The organism is Corallococcus sp. CA049B (genome assembly GCF_003611685.1).
Classification (GTDB): Bacteria; Myxococcota; Myxococcia; order Myxococcales; family Myxococcaceae; genus Corallococcus; species Corallococcus coralloides.
Map to the genome: position 1 here is coordinate 36474 of NZ_RAWC01000030.1, position 24310 is coordinate 60783.

The window sequence follows — 24310 nt, forward strand, 5'->3', positions numbered from 1 at the left end:
TGAAACAGGGGCGCGAAAGCCTACACCGCGCTCCCGCCCGCACGCCCGGCTGTTACCAGAGCATGTCCTGGTCCTCGGTGACGCCAGGGACGTTGGACAGCTTCAGCTCCTGGCCGCCCACGCGCAGGGTGCCCTCGAAGAAGCCCACGGGCTGGGCGAAGTGGCTCACCACCAGCCGCAGGTTGCGCTCCTCGCGGTGCACGTAGATGGGCTTGAAGCGCAGGTCCACCGCGCCGTCCGCCGTCGTCAGGCGCCACGGGTCCAGGAGCTCCTTCGCGTCGTACTCGAAGCGCGCGCGGCCCACCGGGAAGAGCCGGTCGCCCAGCCAGACGGCGTTCTCGTTGGCCTCGGTGGCGCCCTCGTTGAAGCCCTCCACCAGGTTGAGGCCCACGGGCGTGCCGTCCGGCAGCCGCCCGGCCGCGAAGGCCCAGCGCCAGGCGGTGTGCCGCGCCAGGTAGCCCTGCGTGTAGTCCATGCCGCCCACGCCGCCGTCCAGCCGGAAGCGCCGGCCCCCCGCCTCCAGGCTCCCGAAGGCCAACAGGCCGCTGCGCTTCTGGGTGACGTTGACCAGCCCGTCGCCCTGCACCGGCGCGATGACGGTGAGGGCCGGCGGGCCGCCCGCGACCAGCAGGTCGCCGTTCCACTGGAACGTCTGGAGCGACTGCGTGCGCATGCGGCTGACGTCCACCTCCACCTGGTAGCGCTCGTCGGACTCGCCGCGCTTCACGGACATGCGCCCGCCCAGCGTGCGGAAGGCCGCCACGAGCCCCGCGCCCGGCTTGTCGCTCACCTCCGCGAGCGGCCCGGGCACGCCCAGGAAGCTCACGTCACAGAGCGGCTTCTTCTCTTGCAGGTCCACCGCCACCGCGAAGGCGTTGGCCGTGTAGCCCAGGTCCACCACCGCGAAGAGGGCCGCCACCTCCTGCGTGGCGACGAAGGTGTAGTGCCAGCGCTTGCGCTTGAGCAGCCGCGTCGCGCGCCCCGGCGCCCACTTGCCCAACAGCCGGGGCAGGTCCACCTCCGGCAGCTCTCCCTGGTACGTGCCGAACCGCGGTTCCCCTGCCGTGGAGGCCACCGAGTCCGGGGCGAAGGGCAGCAGGGCTTCTCGTTCACGCTCAAGCGTCATCGCGAAACATTGGACGGCACTTCGCCGCCCCTGTCACGTGAACACACTGGCCAAGTTGTGCCCCGAAAACACTCGGGGCCCGGGCCGCGAGCCGCGCGTGCCTGCCCGCTAGCTCCTGCCGAAGATGATGCGCTCCTGGGTCAACAGACGCGTGGTGAAGCGCAGCGCCACCAGCGACACCACCACGCAGGACACGAACGCGAGCACGAAGGGCACCGGCCCCAGCGTCTCGCCGCGCATCACCTCGCCCGCGAGCAGCTCCTGCCCCAGCACCGGCACCGCGAACATCCACGTCTGCGTCTGGATGGGGGACAGGGCCAGCATCATCCCGGGCAGCGTGGGCAGCACCATCAGGAGCGACAGGTACGTCTGCGCCTCCTTGAACGAACGTGCATAGGTGGACACCCACATCTGCACGGCGGACGCGGCCAGCACCAGCGGCAGCACCGCGGCCAGCATGCCCAGCGCGGCCGGCGTGTCGAAGCGGGCGCGCACGCCCAGGTCCTCCAGCGGCACGCGCTTCACCACCAGGAAGTACCCCACCAGACACAAGAGCACGCCCGTGCCCGCCATGGCGCAGGTGGCCAGCCACTTGCCCGCCACCACCGCGCCGCGAGGGGCCGGGTTGAGCAGCAGGGGCTCCAGCGAGCCGCGCTCGCGCTCGCCCGCCATGGTGTCGCTGGCCAGCTGCATGCCGCCCGCGAACGCCGCCATCACCAGGAACAGCGGGATGGTGGTGAGCACCGTCGCCGCGGTGCGCTCGGGGGTGGACAGGTCCAGTTCGTCCACGCGCACGGGCACCGCCAGCTCCGGCGACACGCCGCGCGCGAACAGGCGCTGACTGCCGGTCTGCTGCGAGTACACCGCCAGCATCCGCTGCGCGCGCTGCACGGCCTGACGGGCCTTGTTGCGCGAGCTGTCCACCACCAGCCGCACCGCGGCGGTGTGCCCGTCCGCGAAGTCCTTCGAGTAGCCGTCCGGCACCACCAGCACCAGGTCCAGCTTCCCGGCCTGCACCAGCGCCTCGTAGTCCCGCGGCGCCTCCGACAGCTTCGCGCCGTAGCGCTCCAGGAAGGCCATCAGGCTGGGCGCGTGCTCGCGGCCCACCACCGGCATCTCCAGCGGCCGGTCCTGCCGGTACCAGGAGGCCATCACGTTGAACATCACCAGGAACACCAGCGGGCCCAAGAGCGGCCACATCACCGCGGTGCCCAGCGTGCGCTTGTCCCGCAGGTGGTCCAGCACCTCCTTGCGCAGCACCGTCCCGACGAGGCCCTTCATTCGCGCAACCCCTGCTCGCTGCCAATCACGCTCACGAAGGCTTCCTCCAGGCTGTCCTTGCCGGTGCTCGCGCGCAGCGCATCCGCCGTACCGTCCGCCACCACCCGCCCTCGCGCCACCACCACGATGCGGTCACACAGCGCGGCCACCTCCTGCATCACGTGGCTGGAGAACACCACGCAGCAGCCCTGCGCCTTCAGCTTGCGCAACAGCGTGCGCACGGAGCGCGTGGCCATCACGTCCAGGCCGTTGGTGGGCTCGTCCAGGAGCACGTTGCGGGGCCCGTGCACCAGCGCGCGCGCCAGCGCCACCTTCACGCGCTCGCCCTGGCTGAAGCCCTCCGTGCGCCGGTCCGCGATGTCCTTCATGTCCAAGAGCTCCACCAGCTCCTCCACGCGCGCGTCCAGCGCGGCGCCGGACAGGCCGTGCAGCTCGCCGAAGTACCGCGCGTGCTCGCGCGCGGTGAGGCGCGGGTAGAGGCCGCGCGCGTCCGGCAGCACGCCCAGCGCGCGCCGGGCCACCTCCGGCTGCTTCGCCACGTCCACGCCGTCCACGGTGGCGGTGCCGCCGTCCGGGCGCACCAGCGTGTAGAGCATGCGCATCGTGGTCGTCTTGCCCGCGCCGTTGGGGCCCAGCAGGCCCGTGATGACGCCGTCCTCCGCGGTGAAGGTCACGTCATGCACGGCCGTCACGGAGCCGAAGCGCTTGTGCAGGTTCCTGGCTTCAATCATGGGCGCTTGGAGTCCTACGGGACAGGGCCGGCGAAGGAGGTGAAGAAGGGCGGCCGCTTGAGGCCCGCGCCGCAGTCGGGCGTCAGGCCCTCCACGCCGCCGCGCGTGAGCACGTCCGCCATCAGCGTGCGCGCGCAGTCCGCGCCCACCGTGTTGTGCCCCAGCCCCGGCACCACCACGTGCAGGCTGCGCGTGAGCGTCCGCTTCGCCTCCTCGCCCCAGGGCGGCGGCGTCACGGGGTCCAATTCGCCGGACAGCAGCAGGGTGGGGATGTCCGACTTCACGGGCTCGCGGAAGCTTGGGGGCACGTTCGCCTGGGGCCACTTCGCGCACGCGCGCTTGATGTCCAGCGCCATGCGCGGGCCGAACCAGGTGCCCTTCGCCTCACGCTCGGCGTCCTCCTCCGTGAAGAAGGGCGCGTCCTCCGCGCACACCACCGCCAGGAACATGCCCCGGCTGGTGGTGCGCGCCACCTCGTCGGTGAGCCCCAGCGACAGCGCGACGAAGGGCGTCCAGTCATCCTTCGCGGCGCGGTCCAGCATCAGCGGCACCAGCGACGCGACGTCCGGGCTGTAGAGCAGCGAGAACAGCTCCGACAGGAACACGCGCCGGGTGAGCGTGAAGTCCTCCGGCACGCCCGTGCGCGGGTGCGCCAGGTGCACCTTCGCGGGGGTGGCCTCCAGCTTCGCGAGCAGCGCTTCCGTGCGGGCGCGCAGGTCCGGATACGCCTTCGCGCAGACGCCGTCCTTCGCGCAGGCGTCCAGCAGCAGGTCCAGGGCGCGCTGGCCGTCGCGCGCGGCGTACAGCGGCAGGTACTGCCCCATGGGGGCCACGCCATCCAGGATGGCGGTGCGCACGCGGTCCGGGTGCTGGCGCATGTACACCAGCGCCGCGCGCGTCCCGTAGGAGATGCCCCACAGGTTCACCTGCCGGTAGCCCAGCGCCGCGCGCACGTCGTCCAGGTCGTCCATGGCGATGGACGTGGTGTAGAGCCGCTCGTCCGCGTCCCAGCCCTTGCGGCACTGGGGAATCACGTCCGCGTCCTCGCGGTCCTCGAAGCGCTCCGCCAGCGACGTGCGCGAGGGGTTCAACGCGTCGCAGTCCAGCGGGTGCGAGTCCCCCGTGCCGCGCTGGTCCACGAACACGATGTCGCGCTGACGCCGGATGCGATCCAGCGCGGGCAGGATGCGCGTGCGGGACGCCGCCTGGCCGGGGCCCCCCGCGAGGAAGAACAGCGGGTCCTCCTTCGGCTGCGACGCGAGCGCGGGCACCACCACCACGCGCAGGGGAAGCTTGCGCCCCTTCGCCGCCGCCCGGTCCTCGAAGACCTCCAGCGTGCCGCAGAGGGTCTGCGCGGCCACCCCGTCCAGCCGGCACGGCTTCAGGTCCATCCGCCGCGCGGAGGCCGTCTCCGCGTTGGAGGACCGGGAGCAGCCGGTGAGTGACAGCGCCGCCAGCACCGCCAGCGCGGCGAGGGGGTGAGACAAGATGCCACCTGTCACGGCGGGCCAACCTCCAGCACGGGGGAGTCCCCCTGGCGCATACCATTGGAGTGCCGAAGGTGCACCCGTCGAAGCCCCGACACGCGCGGCGATTGAATCCGCGCGAACGCGGGGCGTCCTCTGCTACGCCCATGCCCATGAAGAAACGCGCGTTCCTGGTCCTCTTCGCCCTGTCGCTCACCACCCTCTCCGGCTGCGCAGCGCTGCAGAGCCTGCTCAACGGGGCCTTCAAGAAGCCCACGCTGAAGTTCAAGACGGCCCGGCTGGCGAACGCCTCCCTGTCCGACGCCACGGTGGACCTGGTGTACGAGCTGGACAACCCCAACAGCCTGGGCCTGAAGCTGGCGTCGGTGGACTACGCCTTCTTCGTGGAGGGCAAGCAGCTGGTGGCCGGCAAGCCGAAGGAGGGCTTGAACCTCAAGTCGAACGGCAAGAGCCAGATTGTCTTCCCCGCCAACGTGAAGTTCGCGGACGTCGCGCCGGTGGTGACCACGTTCCTGAACAAGGACGCGGCGGCCTTCAGGGCACAGGGGACGCTGGGCATCCAGACGCCGCTGGGCGTGCTGAAGTTCCCCCTGGAGAAGGAGGGCACGTTCCCCGTCCCCAAGATTCCCCAGGTGCAGTTCCAGGCCCCGCGCATCACCAACGTCACCTTGAGCGGGGCCACTGTGGAGTTCCCCCTGGCCATCACCAACCGCAACGCCTTCCCCCTGCCGGTGGCGGGCATCACCGGCGCGCTCAAGGTGGCGGGCGCCAACGTGGGCAACCTGTCCACGGGCAACCTGGGCATGCTGGATGGCAGCGGGACGAAGCAGGTGACGCTGCCGCTCACCATCAACTTCGCGAGCGCCGCCTCCGCGGCCATGGCGCTGCGCTCGGGCGGCAACGCGCAGGTGAGCCTGACGGGCAACCTGACGTCGGACGCGCAGTCCGTGCCCCTGAACCTCAGCCAGATGGTGAATTTCACGAAGTAAACAGCAGGGCGTGCAGGGAAGCAGGCGGTGCATGGGACACCGGGGATGTTGTCCCCGGGCAGGGGAGCCGTTACGGTTGCGCCGCTTCCCGAGGGCCCCCCATGCGCCGCATCCTCTTCAAGTCCAAGATCCACCGCGCGACGGTGACCCAGGCCGACCTCGACTACGAGGGTTCGGTGACCATCGACAAGGACCTGCTCAAGGCGGCGGACATCCTCCCCTTCGAGAAGGTCGCGGTGTGGAACGTCACGCGCGGCACCCGGCTGGAGACGTACGCCCTGGAGGGCGAGTCCGGCAGCGGGGTCATCTGCATCAACGGCGCCGCCGCGCACCTGAACCAGCCCGGCGACCTGGTCATCCTGGCCACCTTCGCGGAAGTGGAGGAGGCGGAGGCCGCCAACTGGAAGCCCACGGTCGTCTTCGTGGACGGAAAGAACCGGGCGGTGCCCGGCGTCACCGAGGAAATCCCCGGGCCCGCGCGCCGTATCGCGTAGAGACGCCCGCGCAGGTCCGTCCGGCACCTTTTGCCGCACCTGGCCCTGTCTGCCATGCTTCCCGCCCTTCAACAGCAGGCGCGGGGGGCGCGGCGACGCGCGTCCCGGAGGCGATGACGCGATGAAGTGGACGTGGGCGGGCCTGACGGTCCTGGTGGCGGTGGCGGGGTGCAAGCAGGTGGGCCCGTATCAGCGCGACCCCAACGAGGAGGACGCGTTCATCTCCAACGTGCCCGTCATCCGCGCGCCCGCCCAGGACCGCTGCGCGGCGCTGGGGAAGTCCTCCGTGCGCGGCGGCTGTGACGACGCCCTCTACCTGGCCCAGGAGTACGCCCGGCGCCTGTCGGTGGGGGACGAGGTGTGCCTGGAGGGCGGCTTCGGCGAGGAGCCGGGCGCGGCGTGCAAGGCGCGCGCGGCGGTCATCGACACGGGGCCCAACCGGGTGAAGCTGGAGGTGCGCTCGGCGCGTCCGGATTCACGGTGGTTCAAGTCCGAGATGCGACACGGCTGGTACGAAGAGGGCGCGTTGGTGGACCTGTACCTGGCGGAGCGGGGTTACTAGAGACGACCGGCCGCGCGCATCGCGGCCAAGGAGGAGGACATGGCCTTCTACGACAGCGTGACGGAGCGGCTGGGCTTCATGAAGAAGCTGACCCCCGCGGAGCTGAAGAAGCTGGGGTCGCTGCGCCTGTCGGACCTCATCCAGGGGGAGATTGGCCGGGCGCGCGTGCGCGTGGCGGCGCTGGAGAAGCGCTACCCGACCGCGACCACCAAGGAGCTGGCGCAGCGGCTGGTGGATGAGAAGAAGAGCCTCGCGGGCATGGTGGGCGGCGTGAGCGGCGTGTTCGGGCTCATCTCGCTGCCGGCGGACCTGACGTTCATGGCGTACCTGCAGCTCGTGCTGCTCACGGACGTGGCCACGCTCTACAAGGCGAACCTCAAGACGGACCGGGCGCGCGGAGAGCTGCTGGACCTGTTCGGCTACGCCAACGGGCTGGGGCCGCTGCACCGCTCCGGGCCGAAGGTGCTGGGGAAGCTGGCGGCGCTGCTGCTCGCGAAGGGCGGCATGACGACGCTGGGCCGCGCGATGCCGCTGGTCGCCGCGCCCATCACCGCGTACCTCAACAACCAGCACATCCAGATGGTGGGTGAGCAGGCCGTGCGCTTCTACGAAGGCTTCGACAAGGCGCACGCGAAGGCGCGGACCGCGCGGCGCAAGGCGGCGGGCGCGGAGTAGAGCGCCCCGAGAAAATCCGGTCAGTAACCAGTTCGATATGTCCGTCACGTATTTCCGTTGATGTCTTCGCGGCCCCTGAGGCCGCGGGATGCCGGAGGCGTCGCACGCGAGGCCGGACGCGGCGCTTGCTCACGGCAGGGAGGGGTGCATGACGGAGCTCTCGGCGGAGGTGCGCGTGCAGGTCGCGCGGTGGCGGAATCTCCTCGTGGACGCGGCCCGCTGCGGCGCGCTGGAGAGTCCCCTGGACGCCCTGAGCCATCCCCACTGGGAGCCTCGGGAGCTCCAGGCGCTCTGGTGGCTGCGCTCGGAGAGCCTGCTGCCCGTGGGCGTGCTCGCCGCGCGCCTGGGGGGACTCGCCATGCCGCGCCTGAGCCGCCTGGTGGACCGGCTGGAGGATGGCGGCCTCGTGAGGCGGGAGCGCTCGGTGCGGAATGATCGCCGGCGCGTGCGCGTGCGCCTCACCGACGCGGGCCGCGCGCTCGCGGATCAGCTGGATGCGCAGGTGCAGGAGCGCATGGCGCGGCGGCTGGCCCCGCTCCAGGGAGAGACGCGCAGCGCGCTGATGGATGTCCTGGAGCTGTGGGTGCAGGCCCTGACCGTCCAGGCCCGCACCGCGGAGGAAGTCGCCGAGGAGAACGCCGAGCTGGCCAGCGTCCCCGACGAGCTTCTAAGGGCGTCGGCCGCCTGAACTACAGCCGCACCTCCACGACGCCCGAGCGGCGGCACGCCTCCGCGCCGTCGCCCTCCCATTCGTTCCCAGCGCCCTGCACGAACATCGGCAGCGCATCCGAGGTCACGGCACCCAACCGCCAGTGCCCCGCGCTGTCCGTCTCTCCGCGCATGGGCGGCATCGAGCGGTACTGCCCGCCCACCATCACCAGGGCGCCCGCCACGGGACGTCCTTGATGGGTGACGTGAACCTCACAGGTGGGGCCGCCGGGAGGCGCTGGAGACAGCCGCACGTCCACGCTCGTGTCGTCCGCGCCCAGCTGCGCCACGCTGCTGGGCCGTGAGGCATAGGGCGCTGACGCGACCTGGACGCGGTAGGTCCCGGGCTCCAACAGGGACACCGCCATGCCGTCCTCCTCCGGAACGAACTCCCGCGAAGGCACCGCGCTCCACAGGCCCTGCGCGTCGCGGCGCTCCAGCAGGTACACCGGATAGGGCGGCACCGCGCGCTCGTTCAGCTGCGCCCGCGTGAAGCCATCCATCCGAACGACCAACCACCGGTACAACGGCACGCGCCACTCGACGTCCACCACGCCCTGCATCTCCTCCGTCGGCGTGAAGTCGAAGTCCCACATTGAAGGCGCCTCCGGACGGCCTCCCTCCTTCCTTCCCCGATAGACGTTGAAGCGCGTCGGCCTCCAGCCCGGCACGTCGGGAAGCGTGAAGTGTCCCTCCCTGTCCACCGGCTCCTCTCCACCTTGCCAGCTCACCATCCGCCCACCGGGCCGGGACGTGTTCCCCAGCAGGACCCGTCCACGCAGGGTGACGGAGCGGCCCACGCCTTCGGGGAACAGCCGCGCCACGTCCAGCGTCACCGGGGTCACGGTGCCTTCACGCAGGCGCACCTCGACCGGGCCCCCCTCCCGTCCCGAGGGCGCGCGCAACCACAGCCTCACCGCGCGGTCCGGAGGCAGCGGCGCCAGGCGCGTGTCCGCGTCCGGGCGCAGCGGCACCGGCGAGCCATTCACGAGCGCCCATCCCAGGTCCGGATTCACCAGCGCCAGCACGGGCTGAAGGGCGCTGGCCCGCTCGGCATCTCGCGGATCCACGTCGCGTTCGATGCGCACGGAGAACGTCCCCTCCAGGTTCCGCGCACCGTCCAGCCGGATGCTCACGCCCGTGGGCCGGTTCGCTCGCAGCACGCCCGCGTCCAACGTGCCCGTCTCCGGCAACGCGCCCGGCGCGAAGTCCGCCCACCAGAAGGTCCCGTCCGGTTCGAACGCGACCACCTGGTAGCGCGGCGCGGGCGGCACGGCGACAGGCCCCACCACACCGCCCTGCGACGAAGCGGTGGCCGGCGCCTTCATCCACTCGCGCACGTTGGCCAGGTCCTCCAGGCTCGAAGGCCCCACGATGCTGAGCGTCTTCCGCCGCTTCTCCTCCTCCCACCACCCCTCGTCCCCTTCGGTGATGAACGCCGCGCCCACGCGCGCCGCGCCCTCGAACGGACGCGAGCCCTCCAGCGTCGCCGTCAACCACAGGCCCGCGTCCGCCGCGGCCTCCATCGGCGGAGCCACCTCCGGCACACCGGCGTCCTCGACCCGCACGGACATGGGAGGTGATGACGGCGCCAGAGGTGGCGCGGGCTCGGGACGCAGCAGCATCCACAAGCCCACGCCCACGAGCACCGCCACCAGCATCCCGCCCAGGACCCGCTTCAAGCGCATCAGTCCGTGTCGCTGTTGGAGTACAGGGACAGCCACACCGGCGCGTGGTCCGACAGCCGGGTGACGTAGTCCAGCGGGTTCGCGATGTAGTCGCGGCCGGTGCTGGAGAACTCCGTCACGTAGCTGTCCTGCATCCAGAAGTGGTCGTACGGGTTGGCGTAGCCCCCGGACGTGTTCATCGTGGTGGCCACGTCCAGCTTGCACGTCACCGCGGGCGACAGGCCCTTCAGCTGGCTCCAGGACGCGTGGGTGCAGGCCATGTTGTGGTCGCCCACGAGGATGACGTCCTGGTCCGTGGTGCTGGCGGACTGCACGGACGCGAACACGCCGTCGATGGCCTGCGCCTCCAGCGTGCGGTCCGTCGCCGTGCCCCACACCGCGTGCCAGTTGAGGAACGTGTAGTCCGCGCCCGTGGGCACGTGGCGCACCTTCACCACCTGCGGTTCGCGCTCGAACAGGTCCCCCGTGTCCGTCCACACCGTGGAGGACAGGAGCGACACCGTGTCCGTCCGGTACAGCACCGCGTAGTGCTCCTTGTAGGACGACCGGCCGATGAGCGGCGTCACCACCGCCTTCCACGTCACCCCGGACACCTGCGTCAGGTTCGTCGCGATGGCCGTCGCAGCGGACGCGTCCATCACCTCCTGGAGGAACACCAGGTCACAGCCATTGTTCGAGTTGCTGTTCGCACCGAACTGGCTCCACAGCTGCTTCGCGTCATCCAGGTAGGTCTGCTCGGCCGCCCAGCCCTCATGGCGGAGGTTCCAGCTCACCACCCGGAGATACGAGCCCGCCTGCGCCAACGCGGGGAGCACCAGCACGGTCAACACCAGGACGCGCGACAAGAAGGACGACCCTCTCATTTCACGGCACCTCCAGCCCTGCGGGACAAAAAGCGCCCCATCTTCGGCATGACCGCGCCCCAGGAACAGCCCTCCTGCGTGGAATCGAGGTGACAGCCCGCCCGGCACGACACTCCCCGGCCACCGCCCAATAAATGTAACTTGATTGCATATGACTCCAGGTGGCATCTATTGCGGGCCCCCGCCTTCACCCGCCGCACCCACCCAAGGAGTCCCCCATGTTGAAGAATGCCCTGCTCGCCGCTGGCGCCGTCGTCCTGCTCGCCGGCTGCGGTACCGAAGAAGCCCCCACCCCGGAGACCCAGTCCCCCGTCACCCAGGAGTCGGAGCTGCTCGCCGTCTGTGAGGACACGGAGGAGCTGGCGGAGGTGGCCGAGCACGCCTGCATCCACGCCGAATACGGTCCCTTCGAGTCCGTCACCGCCGCGCCCTATGGTGGCCCGTCCTTCGTGGACGTGAGCCTGGGGCACACCGCGTACAACGTCACCCTGCCGGCCATCAGCTACCAGCAGTGGACGCTGGCCTACGCGGGCTCCGTCATCTTCACCCCGGAAGAGTCCACCGAGTACGCCTTCCTCACCTCCGGCTACCGCGCCGTCCGCGTCTTCAACGCGGCCACGAATGAAGAGGTCGGCCTCGAGTGCCGCTACCACGTCCCGCAGGAGGTCTGCGGCAACCTGCGCACCGCCGTCACGGCCGACCTGGAGGGCGGCGTGGACTACCGCGTGGACTTCGCGGCCATCGTGCCCCAGCCCGCCACGTTCATGCTCCTCATCGAGGAGACGGGCCACGACCACCACGAGGAGTAGGCCCGCGTGAGTGAAGGCCCGTGGACGCCTCCAAGGTCCACGGGCCTTCCCAACATCCAAAAACTTCTGTATCCCAGTTGCATCTACATCAAGAATCCAGATGAGGCAGCCCCATGCGTACCCCGTTTCCAGCCCTCCTCCTGGCCGGCGGCCTCGCGGTCCTGACCGCCTGCGGCGGCGACGACGCACCGCCCGGCACGCCCCACGAGCAGGGCGACCCATGCGCCCCCAACGGCCACATCCACCGCGAGCCTGAGGGCGACTGGTGCCACTGCCACCGGGGCTACGTGGCCAGCGAAGAGGGCCTGTCGTGCGTGGCGGACCCGGACTACGTGCCGCGCACGGACTTCGACTTCGGGGACGGCGGCGAGCACGCCTGCTGGCACGTCACGAACGGCCCCTTCGCCACCGTCACCGCGTCGCCCGAGCGGCAGCCGCGCGTGGATGACTTCCACACGCACTACACCGTCCAGCTACGCCCGGAGAACGGCCAGTCCGTGGGCACCTTCAGCTTCAAGGCCTGGGCGAGCGGGGACTTCATCCTCTACCTGAGCACGCCCGGCGTCGCCGTCACCGTGAAGGAGGGCGAGCGCGTCGTGGAGCCCCTGGGCACCCAGGCCACGGGCGGCTTCTGCGACGGCCTCAAGCACATGGTCGGCTACGAGCTGACGGACAAGGTCCAGTACACCGTCACCTTCGGCCCCACCCCGCTCACGAGTCTCGGGCTCGTCATCGAGCACCTCCAGTGACGGCCTGAATCGCACCGGCCATTATTGCAACCAAGTTGCGTTTACGGCATGAGTGAGTCACCGGACGCACCGGCGGCTTCCTGGCCGCCTGGCACCCCGCCGCGTCCGGCATCCCGAAAGGAAACACCCATGTTGAAGATGAAGCGCATCGCGCTGGGCGCGTTGTTGTCGCTCGGCCTGACGGCCTGCGGACCGATGGAGGAGGCGCCGGAGGCCTCCTTCGAGGCGCAGGACTCGCAGGAGTTGGAGGCCGGTTGCACGTCGCTGGGCGCGGGCATCACCACGCACGCGTGCGCCCACGCCGGCAACCCCACGGACCACGTGTCCGTCACGGCGAGCGCCACGCGCGTCACCAGCGCGCCCGCCATCAGCACGAAGCACAGGGCCTATGACCTGGCGCTGCCGGCCGGCGCCGAGGGCTCCGTGACGTACGTGCCGGCCACCACCGGCTCGTACGCGTTCTACCGGACGCAGAACGTGGCCTTCACCGTCGTCAACGGCGCCACCAGCGCCACGGTGCCCGCCGCGCTGACGCACAGCGTGTCGTCCTCGGGGTGCTCGCTCACGCACGTGTCCGTCTACGACCTGACGGCGGGAACGACGTACATCCTCGCGGCGGGGCCGGCGTCCGGCAACGCGCTCACCGTGGTGCCGGAGTTCCTCAACGACACGCGCACGCGCTACTACCAGGACGCGGACGGTGACGGGTACGGCAACAACTCCGTGTCCGTCCTCACCGCGTGCACGCAGCCCTCCGGCTACACGACGCAGCGCTTCGACTGCAACGACACGGCGGCGAGCATCAACCCGGGCGCCGCTGAAATCTGTGGCAACGGCATCGACGACAACTGCGACGGGTCGCAGTGCTGACCGCCGTCCCCTGACGCGGGCCTGACAAGGTCCGCTCCCGCGCCGGAGCACCTCACCTCGGAACGGCGCTCCGGCGCGGGCCCTTCCCGGAGGGCGCTCGATGACGCGCCCGCTTCACGGCTTCTCCCAACGCGGCTCACCGCCTCCGCCGCGGGCCCGCACCACCGCACGAAGGACTCCCCCGATGCGTCTCTCCTCCGCCACCTTCCTGTTCGCCACCTGCGCCGCCCTCACACTGACCGGCTGCGATGACGACGACTCCATCGTCACGCCGGACGCGGGCACCTCGACGGACGCGGGCACCGACGCGGGCACGTCGACGGATGCGGGCACCGACGCGGGCACGACCGCGTCCACCGCCACCGTCACCACCTCCCGCCCCGCCGAGGGCGAGACGGACGTCTACCCGCTGGAGATGTACCTGGACGCGTCCGGACAGACGCCGGGCATCGCCTTCCGCAAGGTGCTGACGCTCACCTTCAGCGAGCCCATGGATCCATCCATTGCCCAGGTCACGCTGCACGACCGCACGGACACCACCGCACCCGCCCGCGTCCTCACCGGCACCTGGTCCGCGGACGCGCGCACGCTCACCGTCACCGTGCCGCGCACCGAGGAGAGCACCCGGCCGCTGGAGGTCTCCACGCACCACGCCCTGGCGCTGGACGCGCTGAGGGACGCGGCCGGACTCGCGCTGTCAGCGGCCACCGTGGGGCTGGACGGAGACACCGCGCTGGACTTCACCACCGGCGAGCGCGACCCGGAGCTGGAGCACGCGTGCACGCACACGCTCGTCAACACGCCGGAGGCGGTCACCGCGGGCCGCACGCCCTTCGACTTCCCGCCCGACACGCACACCGGCCACGCGCGCTACGACGTCACCCTGCGCCCGGGTGAGACGGGCTTCGGCGGCTACACGGGCTTCATCTCCGACCCGGAGAACGCCGAGCACGTCACGCTCTACCTGAACCAGGAGGTCCCCACGAAGGTCACCAACGACACGGCGGGGACGGACGTGGCGTCGGTGCTCGCGCCCGTGCGGTTCATCTGCGCCGGCATCACGCACACGCTGACGTTCACGTCGGAGCCGGGGGATCAGATTCATCTGCTCCAGTTCGGCCCCGTGGGCTCGGAGCACATCCAGTTCGTGCTGGAGCGCGAATAGCAATCCCACACGGCCCGCGGGGAGGGCGTGCGTCCACCAGGACAAGGTGGGCCGCCCCGCCGGTCCAATGCCGCGTGAAGGGCTGACCGCTACGGTGACGGTATCTCTCGGATCCGGAGGCCTCCCGCATGCGCCACGCCGCTACCCGAAGGACGCTCGCCCCCTACGAGGAAGTGCAGACGTTGCCCCACTACCTGGTGGGCGAAGCACTGGATGGCGTCCTCTACGTCTCGTCGCCGCCCATCGCGCGCAAGCAGGGCATGACCCCGCTCATGGGACGCGCGCCGGAGGGCTGGTGGTGGACCTCCGAGCCCCGGCTGCTGTTGGGCGAGGACGTGCTCGTCCCGGACCTGGCGGGGTGGATGAGCGGACGGCCGCCGACCCTGCCCGATGGCTCGTTCATCGACCGCGTGCCGGATTGGATCTGCGAGGTGCTGACGCCCGCCACCGCGAAGCTGGACCTGACCCTCAAGCTGCCACGCTACGCCCGCGCGGGCATCCGCAACGCCTGGATCATCAACCCCGTGCACCGCGTGGTGGAGGTGCTCCGCCAGGACCACGGGCGCTGGGTGCTGCTGAACACCTTCGTGAGCGAGGACCGCGTGCGCGCCGACCCCTTCGGCAAGGCGGACCTGGTGCTGGCGCCGTTCTGGACGCAGGTGTGAATCACGCCGCGGGCTCCCACGCGCCCGTGAACGCGTCGAAGCGGCGCACGTTGACGCTCAGCGCCCGATACACCTGAGCGTCCGTCCCCACGTCCACCGGCGTCCCATCCGCGGGCACCGTCAGCCGGTCGAAGCGCGCGCCGGTGAACCAACGGTGCGGCTGGGGTTCCAGGACGAAGAGGCCCTCGTCGTCCAGGTCCACCTCGATGGGCACGAAGTCCACGCGCTGGAGCTCCACGGGCGGCGGGAAGTCCATCGCGACGCGGAAGGGCACGCGCACCGCGGCCTGGGTCGCGACGCCCTCCAGGAACAGGGAGCGCCCCTGCATCACGTCCGCCTCCGCGCCCAGGGCGCTCGACGGCGGCTGGAGCAGCAGCGACAGCGACCGCGCCATGCCCGCGACGCCAGGGGAGCGCCCCAACACGCGCGCCTGTCCCGCGTCCGCGAGCAGGTCGAAGACCACCTCGCGGTCCCACTCGCCCAGCACGCGGCCTCCGGAGAAGAAGTCCCCTTCGTGCGCGTGCGCGGTGGGCAGCAGCACGTCTCCCAGGCGGCGCAGCAGGGCCTGGGGCTGGAGGGGCGAGGCCTTCTCGAACAGATAGATGGGCCCGAGCACCAGGCGCGCGGTGGTGAGCGTCACGCGCCAGCCGGTGTCGGTGGTGAACTCACCGACGGTGGTCTCACCGGACGCCAGCGCCGTGCGCAGCCCCATGCGGAAGGTGATGCTCCGGCCACCGGTGCCGGACAGGCCACAGCCCGCCGCGAGCGCTCCGCCCAACATCCACGTGAAGGCACGACGGGAGCAGCGCTTCATGGCGGGTCCTCCTGGAGGTCCAGGTACACGGTGAGGGTGCCGCGCACGGTGCGGGGGGCACCGGCGGAGAAGTGGCGCGTGGCCAGCAGGGACGCGGGCGCGTCGGGGCCGCGGAAGTTGGACACGTAGTTGAACTCGGACTCGCGCCAGCGCGCGTCCAGCAGGTTCTCCACGGACAGGCCGAGCTCCACGGCGCGCCAGCGCGCGCGGGCCGCCACGTCGAAGAGGAAGATGGACTCGCTGTAGCGATCCAACGGCAGGGGCTTGGGCCCGATGGCGCTGTGCCCCAGCGCCACGCTCCACCCCACCGGCTGCCGGGCCACAGTGGCCGAGCCCCGCCACGACGCGTCCACGCGCCCCAGCACCTGCGGGATGTACGGCAGCACCGCGCCGTCCCACAGCTTCCACGGCGAGGCCCCGGGCAACGGCTGCGTCGCGCGGGCCCACGCGAGGCTCGCCTGCACGTCCAGGTGCTGCTCCCACTGGAAGCGCGCGCTGCCGAACGCGCCCAGCCGCTGCGACGGGCCCATGGGCTGGTTGCGCCCCGTCGTCTCGCTGAACACCAGGTCCTGCGACACGCGCGTGGCGAACACGGCGCTCCGCAGCTCCAGCGAGGACGGACCGTCACCCCACCGCCAGCCCAGGCCCGTCTCCCCGGACGTCACCCGCGCGTAGGGCGCGAACTCCGCGTCGGACAGGCCGGCCGCGTCGCTGGAGCGCGCCCCCAGGCCCGCGCTGGTCAGCCAGGTGAGGCGCGGCGTCAGGCGCACCTCCGCGCTGGCGCGAGGGCTGGCGAAGAAGCCATAGGCCTCCACGGACTCCTCCGGGATGCGAGCCCCCTGCCGGTCCTCGGCCGGCCGGTTCAGGTCCTCCACGCCGAACAGGAACGTGTCCACGCGCACGCCGCCCCGCAGCGTGAGCCACTCCAGCGGCGCGCCGCGCAGGGACAGGTACGCGCCCAGGTTCGTCACGCGCACCTGGTTGTCGAACACGGTGGCGTAGGGCGCGCCGCCCTTGTCGCGCAGTCGCCGCGCGCGGGTGTGCACGTTGTCGTAGCGGGCCACGTAGCCCAGCTCCACCGGCTGCGGCTGGCCCCACCCGGTGAGGCCCGGCGTGTAGCGGCCGCGCAGGCCCACGGTGGTGCCCTGATAGGACTGCTCCGTGTTGTCGCCGCGCTGGGCTTCGCCGATGGGCGGCGTGTCCTGGAGGAAGCCGGTGAAGTTCTCGCGGCTGCGCATCTGCCGGGCGATGGCGAAGGCCTGCTGCACGAAGCGGCCTCCGCGCTCCAGCCGGGACGTCAGCTCCACGGAGGCCATGTGGCGTTGGCTCGCGCCGCCCTGGTTCGGGTCGTAGAGACAGAAGAACTGCGAGTCCGCGTCCGGCCCGCACGGCAGCCGGGCGTCCACGACGTCCGTCTCCCGCACCACGCCCGCGGACGAGTAACGCGCGCCGTAGCTCGCGCCGAACAAGCGCAGCTTCGTCTCCGGGCCCAGGTGCAGCTCCGTCTGGGCCATCAGGCCCGCGTTCGCGTATGCGCGGTTGGGGCCGAAGCCGTGCCCCTGGCGCAGCAGCACGCCGACGAAGGTGGCGGCGGTGGACTCGGGCGGGCCCCACACCAGGGACAGCCGGCGAGACGCGAAGCCGCCGTAGCTGGCGGACGCGGTGACGCCCCGCCGCTCCAGCCCCAGCTGGTACTCCACGGTGCCCGCCACGCCGAAGTCGCCCTGGGATGGATCATACGGCCCCTCCGTCACGCGCAGGGACTGCACCAGCTCCGGGATGATGAAGTACGTGTCCGCGTAGCCGTGACCGTGGGCGTTGGAGACCTCGTTGAGGGGCACCCCGTCCAGGCGCATCTCCACGTCCTTGCCCTCGCCCGCGTCGAAGCCACGCAGATAGACGGTCTCCGCGTGCCCTTCCCCGCCGTGGTTGGCGAGCATCACTCCCGGCGCCAGCAGCATCAGGTCCGTGGCCGAGTTGCGAGGCACGTCCGCCAGCTGCCCCACCGTGATGTGGAAGTCCCCCACGGCGACCGGAGGCGGAGCGGCGGACCGCCCACGCACCGTGGTGGAGAACGCGGGCGGCTCCGGCTTCGCGGGTGCCGTGGGCAGCTCCGTCTCCGCGAGCCCTGGCGGCTCCGAGCCCGTGGGCGCCGGAGGCACGGACGGAGGGCGCTCCTCCGCGAGCGGCATGGCCTCCGCCACCGGCTCGAACGTCACCGGCACGTCCACGCGCACCTCCAGCGGCTCCTCTCCCTGGCGCGCGGGATGGAAGCGCCAGCGCAGGGCCGCCGCCATCGCGGCCCGGTCGAACGCGGCGCCCCCGGACTCCTGGACCTCCACCCGGGACACCTCTCCCCCACTGTCGATGGTCAGGCGCAGCAGCACCCGCACGGCCTCCGTCAACGGCGGGACGTCCGCCGGCATCACGGGCGGCGGTGCCTCCACGGGAACGGGCGGCGTCACGGGCGCTTCGGGCGACGCGCTCAACAACCAGAGCACCAGCGTCGGGATGAACACGGGCAACGACCTCGGCCTCCGGGGCCCACCCGGCGCGGGCGGCCTCTCCAACGGCCGTCCGTGGATATCGCAACCCAGACTTGACTTGCAACATAGTTACAAATACCAACCTGATGCATGAACCAACAAAGCAAGTGGACCCGGGGCCTGCTGCCAGGCGCGTTGGCGCTCATGGCCTCCGGCTGCGGCGACGCCGTGGCGAGGGGCGACGTGCGCGTGTCGCTGAGCGGCGGGGACGGCACGCAGCGCGGCTACGCGGATCACCTCTTCCAGGACGGCTGGTCCGTGCAGTTCACCAAATACCTGGTGTCCCTGGGCGACTTCACCCTCACCTCCGCGGCCGGCGACGTGCATGCCACGACGGAGCACCTGCTGGTGGACGTGCAGAAGGGGGACGTGCCCCTCACCGGCCTGACGGGCCTGGAGGCGGGGCGCTACGGCGTGGCCTTCCGCGTGAGCCCTCCGGAGGCCCGCACCGTGGCGGGCACGTCCGTGTCCGCGGACGACCTGGCGATGATGCGCGAGCGGGGCTTCAGCTACTTCGTGGAGGGCCGCGCGCAGAACCGCGACCCCACCCTGGGCGTCTACACCTTCCGCATGGGCTTCCCCGTGGACGCGCGGATGGTGGACTGCATCAACGGCGTGGACGGCACCCAGGGCATCGTCGTGCCGGAGAGCTCCGTGGCGGAGGCGGAGGTCACCATCCACGCCGAGCACATGTTCTACGACCGGCTGGGCACCCACCGCGGCGTGCAGCTGCGCTTCGAGGCCATCGCCGCCACCGCGGACGCAAACCACGCCATCACGCCGGAGGGGCTGGCGTCCCAGGACCTGCTTGACCTGCGCGGGCTGGACGGCGGCGAGCTGCGCGACGCCCAGGGCCAGCCCGTCGTCTACCAGCCCGGCGCCTACGCCCTGCGCACGCTCCAGGAGTTCATCACCCAGAGCATCGTGGATCAGGCGCACCTCAACGGCGGCGGCGTCTGCACCGTCGCCGCGCCGTAGGGCCTCCCCGTCACGAAAGGGAGGGCCCGGCGGACCCTCAGGCCTTGGGCGCTTCCTTCGCGGCGCGCTGCGCTTCGACCTCGCGCCGCACGTCATCCATGTTCAGCGCGCGGACCTGCCGGAGCAGGTCCTCCAGCGCCGCCGCCGGCATCGCGCCCGGCTGCTCGAACAGCAGGATGCCGTCCCGGAACACCATCAGCGTGGGGATGGAGCGGATCTCGAAAGCACCGGACAGCTCCGGCTGCGCGTCGGTGTCGATCTTCCCGAACACGACGTCCGCGTGCTTGTTGGAGGTGCTCTCGAAGATGGGCGCGAACGCGCGGCAGGGGCCACACCAGGTCGCCCACCAGTCCAGGATGACGATGCCGCTCTTGCCCACCGTCTCCTTGAAGTTGTCCTTCGTGATTTCGAGCGTCGCCATGAGGTCCTCCTACCGAACGTCCAACAGCTCCACCTCGAACAGGAGGGTGGCGTTGGGGGGAATCACACCGGCCGCGCCGCGCGAGCCGTAGCCCAGCTCCGGCGGGATGGTGAGCTTGCGGATGCCGCCGACCTTCATGCCCGCGACGCCCTGGTCCCAGCCCTGGATGACCTGGCCCGCGCCCAGCCCGAAGGTGAAGCCCTGCCCGCGGTCGCGGCTGCTGTCGAACTTCTTGCCGTCCGTGAGCGTGCCCACGTAGTGCACCGTCACCCGCTTGCCGGCGACCGCTTCCGCCCCCGTCCCCACCTTCACGTCTTCCACTCCCAAGCTCATGCCAGGCTCCTCAAGGCGGGAATCCGCCATGGAAAAGTGCGCACTCTAACGCCGGGCGCAGCCTCCCGCCTCCCTGAATGCCCCACCCCGTGGCGGAATAAAAAAGTGACGGCGGGGGACCGGATGATTCCGGACACCCCGCCGTCAGCTCCTGCCATGGAGACCCTGCCTTCAGGTCTAGAACGTGCCACCCACGTTCAGCGTGGTCGTGTAGCTACCACCGCCCGACGGGTCGCTGCCGCCCGGATCGATGTCCGGAGCGAACTGCTTGTCGAACAGGAAGTTGTAGTAGCCACGCAGGTCCGCGGTGAAGTGGCCGAAGTGGCCGCGCACGCCCACGCCCGCCGGGATGTTGCCCACGGTGTCGTCGCTGTAGCCGAGCGACTCACCGCCGCGGAAGTGGTAGTTGCTGATGCCGATGCCGCCCAGGAGGTACGGCTGCACCGCCGTCGGCGTCACGGCGAGCGTCAGGGCCGCCTGGCCACCGTTGCGCACCAGGTCCGGACCGTCATCCGCGCCCGCGGAGCCCGCGTTCTTGATGTTGTTCAACGCGCCGGAGTAGCCGACTTCGACACCCAGCACGGACGTCGGCTTGAGCGACGCCGTCACGGCCGCGGAGGGGCCGGGGGCAATCTGCGGAGCCAGGGCGCCGGTGTAGCCTTCCACACCGCCACCGATGAGGAGCGTCAGGCCCTTCTTGTCGTTCTTGTCCTTCTTCTCCACCTCCAGCGGCTGGATGTTCTCATTGGCTGACGCCGAGGGCGTGTAGGCCGGAGGCGGCGTGGTCACGCCGCTGCCGCCCGTGGCCTGCTCGCCGTACAGCGAGCTGTCACGCTGGCTCATGCCACCGCTGCTCGTGCCGGACGGAGGCGGAGGCGGAGGCGCAGGAGGCTCCGCCGCGGGAGGCGGCGCGGGCTGTTCGCTCTGCGGCGTGATGCCGCTGGAGCCACTTCCGCCCACTCCGGAGCCGCTGCCGCCCGTCCCTGACGGTTTGATCGGCTCGCAGCGCATCGGCGTGTTCAGGTAGACCACGCCGCTGCCACCGGTGCTGCTCACGCCCTGGTCGCTGGTGCCCAGGTCCTTGCCGTGCTTCGAGGATTCATCGAGCGACCCGCTGCCGCCCGTGCCCTGAAGCGATTCATCCACCGGCGTCTCCTCGATGAGGAGGTCCTCCTCCTGGACTCCGCCCTGAGAGGATTGCGCCGTCGTGTCCTTGTTCTGCTGGTCCTTGGGGACCGCGGTCTGCCCTGGAGGGCAATCCTTCTCCGCCGCACCTGCGCCCGTCCCATACATGAGCGCCGCGATGGCGCCCGCCAGAATTTTCGCTTTCATCCAACCCTCCATCGTCGACTGACTGACATGAAGGTTGTCGTGAGAGGGACATCCGGCAAGCCTTGCGCGGAAGGTCAAAGACAGCTGACCTGCCCGCCTGCCCTCCAGGGGGGAAGGCGTGGCTTCAGAGCCACTTCACGGGGACGGAGGGCTCGAACGCCCCCCTATCCACCGTCAAAGACAGACGTCCATGGACATCCGTCACGCCTTGCGCAGCCAGGCCGAACCGGTGACGACAGGCAATTGCAGCGCGCGTTCACGGTCCAGGTCCAGGTTGCCAATGTGCAGCGACAGCGGCGCCTGGACCCACTTGTAGATGGACTGATGGAACAGGCGCACGAAGCGGTCCACGTACCCGCCCAGCCGCTCCGCATCCACCTCCGGGAACATCGCGGTGAGCGCGGTGCGCATCTCCGACGGGGTGAGCTTCTCGCCCGCGTGCAGGTAGAAGCACGCGTCCAGGATGGGGAAGGGCATCAGCTCCTCCTCGCCCACCTGATCATGCGCCAGCTCCGGCCCCGCGGGTTTGGCCAGCACCTTGCGGATGCCCTCGTAGCCGGTGGTCTCCTGGAGGTAGTCCAGGAGGTACATCACCACCGTCTTGGGCACGTTGGCGATGACCGCGAGCGCGCCCATCAGGTCGCCGCCGATGGTGGTGTAGCCCACGGACTTCTCGCTCATGTTGCCCGTCTGCAAGAACAGGCCCCCGCAGGAGTTGCTCCAGTTCCACATGCGCTGGGCGCGGATGCGGGCCTGGATGTTCTGCTCGGTGATGGGGGTGAGCTTCGTCTCGCCGAGCATCGTCTGGGCGGCGGCCTTCTCCCGCTCGAAGGCCTCTTCGATGGAGACCACCTGGAAGGGCACGCCCAGCTCCCGCGCGATGGTCTCCGCCGCGTCGCGCGTCTGCTGACTGGAGTAGGGGCTGGGCATGTAGAACGCCTGGATGAGCGAGCCCGGGTTGTCCGGCCGCGCGCGCTTCGCGTACCGGTGCGCGATGAGCAGCGTGAGCAGCGAGTCCCGTCCGCCCGACAGCGCGATGCCGAACAGCTTGAAGGCGCGCGTCTTCTCGAAGTAGTCGCCCACGCCCAGCGACAGCGCGTCCAGGATGTCCTCGCACAGCGCCGCGCGCGCGGTGCGGCGGGTGTCCGGCGCGGGCAGGAAGAAGCTGCGGTGCGCGGGCACGGGGTACGTCAGCGTCTGGCGCTCGGTCTTCACCGCCTGCGTGCAGTCCAGGGTGGGCACCTGCTTGCCACCGGCCGTGACCCAGTCCTCGCGGTCCACGCGCCAGGTGGTGTTCTCCGTGCGCAGGCGCAGCGTGCGGTCCAGGTCCACCACGGCGGAGGTGAAGCCCTGCTGGAAGCGCGGCGTCTCCAGCACGTGGCGGCCGTTCTGGTTGATGAAGCCGCCGCCGTCGAAGATGAGGCCGTCGTTGCTGCCCACCGCGTTCGCGTAGGCGATGGTGACCTGGTGGTCGGACGCGCGCGTGGCGATGAGCTCGCGGCGCGTCTCCCAGAAGCCCAGCCGGAAGGGGGACGCGGAGAGGTTCACCACCAGCTCGCCGCCGGAGTACGCGCGCCGGCGCATGGGGCCATCCGCGCTCCAGATGTCCTCGCACACCTCCGGCGCCAGGGTGCCGAAGTCGAACTGGAAGAGATAGTCGCCCAGCGGCACGCCCCGGTGGCTCTCCGCCATGCCCGGCTGGCCGTGGCCGAAGGTGCGGCCTTCATAGAAGACGTTGTACGTGGGCAGCTTCTCCTTGGGCACCAGGCCCAGAATCCTGCCGCCCGCCACCACCGCCGCGCAGTTGAGGCGCACGCCCTGGTGGGCCACGCCCACGCCCAGGATGCTCACCAGCGGCAGGGAAGCGGTCTCCTTCGCGAAGCGCTCCAGCTCCGGCCACTGGTGGTCGATGAAGCCCTGCCACTGGACCAGGTCCTCCGCGGGGTAGCCGGCGATGACCTGTTCAGGGAAGACGCCCAGCGTGACGTCCTCCGCCGCCATCTTCCTCGCCAGGTCCAGCACCCGGTCGGTGTTCGCCTGGAAGGCGCCCACGGTGGTGTTGACGCTGGCGATGCCAATCTTCACGAGCCGCATGGTGCGTCGCTCTCCCTCAAGAAGGCGTGATGCCCCGAGCAATGCGCGCATGGGGGGGCCAGGGCAAGCGGATGCTGCGGCCCCGGGCTCCGGGGCGTTCAGTTCCCCGGCATGGAGGGCCGGAAGCTAGTTCATGGGTCCGCTGGGGCGCACCGGCTGCAGCTGGCTCAAGAGGTCGCTCACGTCCACCAGCACCTGCTCCAGGCGGCGGCGCACGTCCAGCTCGCCCAGGAGCTCCTGCCGCCGTCCGGGCTCCGGCACCAGCGAGGACGCCACCACGTCCGCCAGCATGCCCCCACCGGCGCGCGCGGCCACCGGCAGCAGGCTCTCCGCGAACGAGGGCGGCACCCGGCCCGCCAACTCGAAGACGGCCTGGCGCAGCTGCTCCTCCTCCGGGCCGGTGTAGGGCGGATCCGCCAGCACCTGGGCGCGAACCTGACGGTAGAGCGTGTCCGGCGACAGCTCCTTCACCATCCGTACCCGGCTGACGCCCTGCAGGAGGATGTTGTAGCGCCCGTCCTCCACCTGTTCGTCCCAGACGATGACGCCCGCGCACATCAGGGATTGCAGCGGCGGACGGCCCTCGTAGTTGCCCTCCCAGCCCGGCTCCAGTTGGCCCAGGGCCAGCACCCGGTCCGTGGCGAGGGCGTCCTTCACCAGCGCCCGGTAGCGCGGCTCGAAGATGTGCAGGGGAATCACGGTGTGTGGGAACAGGACCGCCGACGGCAGGGGAAACACCTTCAGCGCACCGGCGGCGCGTTCCACGGTTTCTTGTGCGGTCATGGTCACCCTTCCCCGTGTGTAAGCCCCCGGGGCATGGGGCGCATTCCAATCAGGCAGGCATCCGGGCCCGGGGTCCCGGTGGCAAGGGCCCCGGGTTCCGCTAGGGTGCGCCCCCGAATGTCCTCTACCGAGCCTTCCCCCCAGCCC

Annotated in this window: 24 protein-coding genes; 11 read left to right on the forward strand and 13 right to left on the reverse strand. The window is 70.7% G+C overall.

Annotation, left to right across the window (positions count from 1 at the left end; genetic code table 11):
- Positions 1–52: 52 nt before the first annotated feature.
- The 4 genes from D7W82_RS09895 to D7W82_RS09910 form a co-directional block, all read right to left on the reverse strand.
- Positions 53–1126, reverse strand: a complete 1074-nt coding sequence (locus D7W82_RS09895) for a DUF2804 domain-containing protein (RefSeq protein WP_120618104.1) — start codon at positions 1124–1126, stop codon at positions 53–55.
- A 108-nt stretch (positions 1127–1234) separates the two neighbouring features.
- Positions 1235–2407: an ABC transporter permease gene (locus D7W82_RS09900; protein ID WP_120618105.1), complete on the reverse strand. Its 1173-nt coding sequence runs from the start codon at positions 2405–2407 to the stop codon at positions 1235–1237.
- Positions 2404–3138 carry an ATP-binding cassette domain-containing protein gene (locus tag D7W82_RS09905; RefSeq protein WP_120578489.1) on the reverse strand — a complete coding sequence of 245 codons (735 nt, stop codon included), beginning with the start codon at positions 3136–3138 and terminating at the stop codon, positions 2404–2406. The genes D7W82_RS09900 and D7W82_RS09905 overlap by 4 nt, the downstream gene beginning before the upstream one ends.
- A gap of 14 nt (positions 3139–3152) precedes the next feature.
- A complete protein-coding gene (locus D7W82_RS09910; protein ID WP_120618106.1) occupies positions 3153–4640 on the reverse strand; it encodes an alpha/beta hydrolase in 1488 nt (495 codons plus the stop codon).
- A gap of 131 nt (positions 4641–4771) precedes the next feature.
- On the opposite strand from D7W82_RS09910, the gene D7W82_RS09915 reads away from it, so the two are divergent.
- The 5 genes from D7W82_RS09915 (at position 4772) to D7W82_RS09935 (ending at position 8033) form a co-directional block, all read left to right on the forward strand.
- On the forward strand, positions 4772–5614 hold the full coding sequence (locus D7W82_RS09915; RefSeq protein ID WP_120618107.1) for an LEA type 2 family protein: 843 nt from the start codon (positions 4772–4774) through the stop codon (positions 5612–5614).
- Between the two features lie 101 nt (positions 5615–5715).
- Entirely contained in the window at positions 5716–6108 is a 393-nt protein-coding gene (gene panD / locus D7W82_RS09920; protein WP_014400194.1) for an aspartate 1-decarboxylase, read from the forward strand.
- A gap of 121 nt (positions 6109–6229) precedes the next feature.
- The gene (locus D7W82_RS09925; protein ID WP_120598122.1) at positions 6230–6670 is read left to right on the forward strand and encodes a hypothetical protein; all 441 of its coding nucleotides are present in this window, start codon (positions 6230–6232) and stop codon (positions 6668–6670) included.
- Between the two features lie 39 nt (positions 6671–6709).
- A complete protein-coding gene (locus tag D7W82_RS09930) occupies positions 6710–7345 on the forward strand; it encodes an EcsC family protein (protein ID WP_120618108.1) in 636 nt (211 codons plus the stop codon).
- Between the two features lie 148 nt (positions 7346–7493).
- Positions 7494–8033, forward strand: a complete 540-nt coding sequence (locus tag D7W82_RS09935) for a MarR family transcriptional regulator (RefSeq protein ID WP_120618109.1) — start codon at positions 7494–7496, stop codon at positions 8031–8033.
- Between the two features lies 1 nt (position 8034).
- Here the strand turns inward: D7W82_RS09935 and D7W82_RS09940 are convergent, their stop codons facing one another.
- Both D7W82_RS09940 and D7W82_RS09945 read right to left on the reverse strand, forming a co-directional pair.
- Positions 8035–9741 carry a carboxypeptidase regulatory-like domain-containing protein gene (locus tag D7W82_RS09940; protein WP_147439283.1) on the reverse strand — a complete coding sequence of 569 codons (1707 nt, stop codon included), beginning with the start codon at positions 9739–9741 and terminating at the stop codon, positions 8035–8037.
- A complete protein-coding gene (locus D7W82_RS09945) occupies positions 9741–10604 on the reverse strand; it encodes a deoxyribonuclease I (RefSeq protein WP_120618111.1) in 864 nt (287 codons plus the stop codon). The genes D7W82_RS09940 and D7W82_RS09945 overlap by 1 nt, the downstream gene beginning before the upstream one ends.
- A 218-nt stretch (positions 10605–10822) precedes the next feature.
- Here D7W82_RS09945 and D7W82_RS09950 point away from each other — a divergent pair, with 218 nt between their 5' ends.
- The 5 genes from D7W82_RS09950 to D7W82_RS09970 all read left to right on the forward strand — a co-directional run bounded on the left by D7W82_RS09950 (position 10823) and on the right by D7W82_RS09970 (position 14862).
- Entirely contained in the window at positions 10823–11413 is a 591-nt protein-coding gene (locus tag D7W82_RS09950) for a hypothetical protein (protein WP_120618112.1), read from the forward strand.
- A 113-nt stretch (positions 11414–11526) separates the two neighbouring features.
- On the forward strand, positions 11527–12162 hold the full coding sequence (locus tag D7W82_RS09955; protein WP_120618113.1) for a hypothetical protein: 636 nt from the start codon (positions 11527–11529) through the stop codon (positions 12160–12162).
- A gap of 129 nt (positions 12163–12291) precedes the next feature.
- Positions 12292–13032 (forward strand): putative metal-binding motif-containing protein, encoded by a 741-nt coding sequence (locus D7W82_RS09960; RefSeq protein WP_120618114.1) that lies wholly within the window; start codon positions 12292–12294, stop codon positions 13030–13032.
- Positions 13033–13216: 184 nt separating this feature from the next.
- Positions 13217–14197: an Ig-like domain-containing protein gene (locus D7W82_RS09965; RefSeq protein ID WP_120618115.1), complete on the forward strand. Its 981-nt coding sequence runs from the start codon at positions 13217–13219 to the stop codon at positions 14195–14197.
- Positions 14198–14325: 128 nt separating this feature from the next.
- Positions 14326–14862, forward strand: a complete 537-nt coding sequence (locus tag D7W82_RS09970) for a Uma2 family endonuclease (RefSeq protein ID WP_120618116.1) — start codon at positions 14326–14328, stop codon at positions 14860–14862.
- A 1-nt stretch (position 14863) separates the two neighbouring features.
- Here D7W82_RS09970 and D7W82_RS09975 read toward each other — a convergent pair whose 3' ends face one another.
- Positions 14864–15676 carry a hypothetical protein gene (locus tag D7W82_RS09975; RefSeq protein ID WP_120618117.1) on the reverse strand — a complete coding sequence of 271 codons (813 nt, stop codon included), beginning with the start codon at positions 15674–15676 and terminating at the stop codon, positions 14864–14866.
- Positions 15673–18195, reverse strand: a complete 2523-nt coding sequence (locus tag D7W82_RS09980; RefSeq protein WP_120618122.1) for a TonB-dependent receptor domain-containing protein — start codon at positions 18193–18195, stop codon at positions 15673–15675. Before D7W82_RS09980 ends, D7W82_RS09975 begins: the two co-directional genes overlap by 4 nt.
- Positions 18196–18312: 117 nt before the next feature.
- Here D7W82_RS09980 and D7W82_RS09985 point away from each other — a divergent pair, with 117 nt between their 5' ends.
- Entirely contained in the window at positions 18313–19200 is an 888-nt protein-coding gene (locus D7W82_RS09985; RefSeq protein ID WP_120618118.1) for a hypothetical protein, read from the forward strand.
- 37 nt (positions 19201–19237) lie between these two features.
- On the opposite strand, the gene trxA is transcribed toward D7W82_RS09985, so the two are convergent.
- The 5 genes from trxA to D7W82_RS10010 form a co-directional block, all read right to left on the reverse strand.
- Positions 19238–19621, reverse strand: coding sequence for a thioredoxin (gene trxA, locus D7W82_RS09990; protein WP_120592013.1), 384 nt, complete (start codon positions 19619–19621; stop codon positions 19238–19240).
- 9 nt (positions 19622–19630) lie between these two features.
- Positions 19631–19954: an FKBP-type peptidyl-prolyl cis-trans isomerase gene (locus D7W82_RS09995; RefSeq protein ID WP_014400210.1), complete on the reverse strand. Its 324-nt coding sequence runs from the start codon at positions 19952–19954 to the stop codon at positions 19631–19633.
- 177 nt (positions 19955–20131) lie between these two features.
- Positions 20132–21286 (reverse strand): hypothetical protein, encoded by a 1155-nt coding sequence (locus D7W82_RS10000; protein ID WP_199727719.1) that lies wholly within the window; start codon positions 21284–21286, stop codon positions 20132–20134.
- Between the two features lie 201 nt (positions 21287–21487).
- On the reverse strand, positions 21488–23380 hold the full coding sequence (gene nadE, locus D7W82_RS10005; RefSeq protein WP_120618120.1) for an NAD(+) synthase: 1893 nt from the start codon (positions 23378–23380) through the stop codon (positions 21488–21490).
- Positions 23381–23506: 126 nt separating this feature from the next.
- On the reverse strand, positions 23507–24163 hold the full coding sequence (locus tag D7W82_RS10010; protein WP_120618121.1) for an LON peptidase substrate-binding domain-containing protein: 657 nt from the start codon (positions 24161–24163) through the stop codon (positions 23507–23509).
- Positions 24164–24310: the final 147 nt, after the last annotated feature.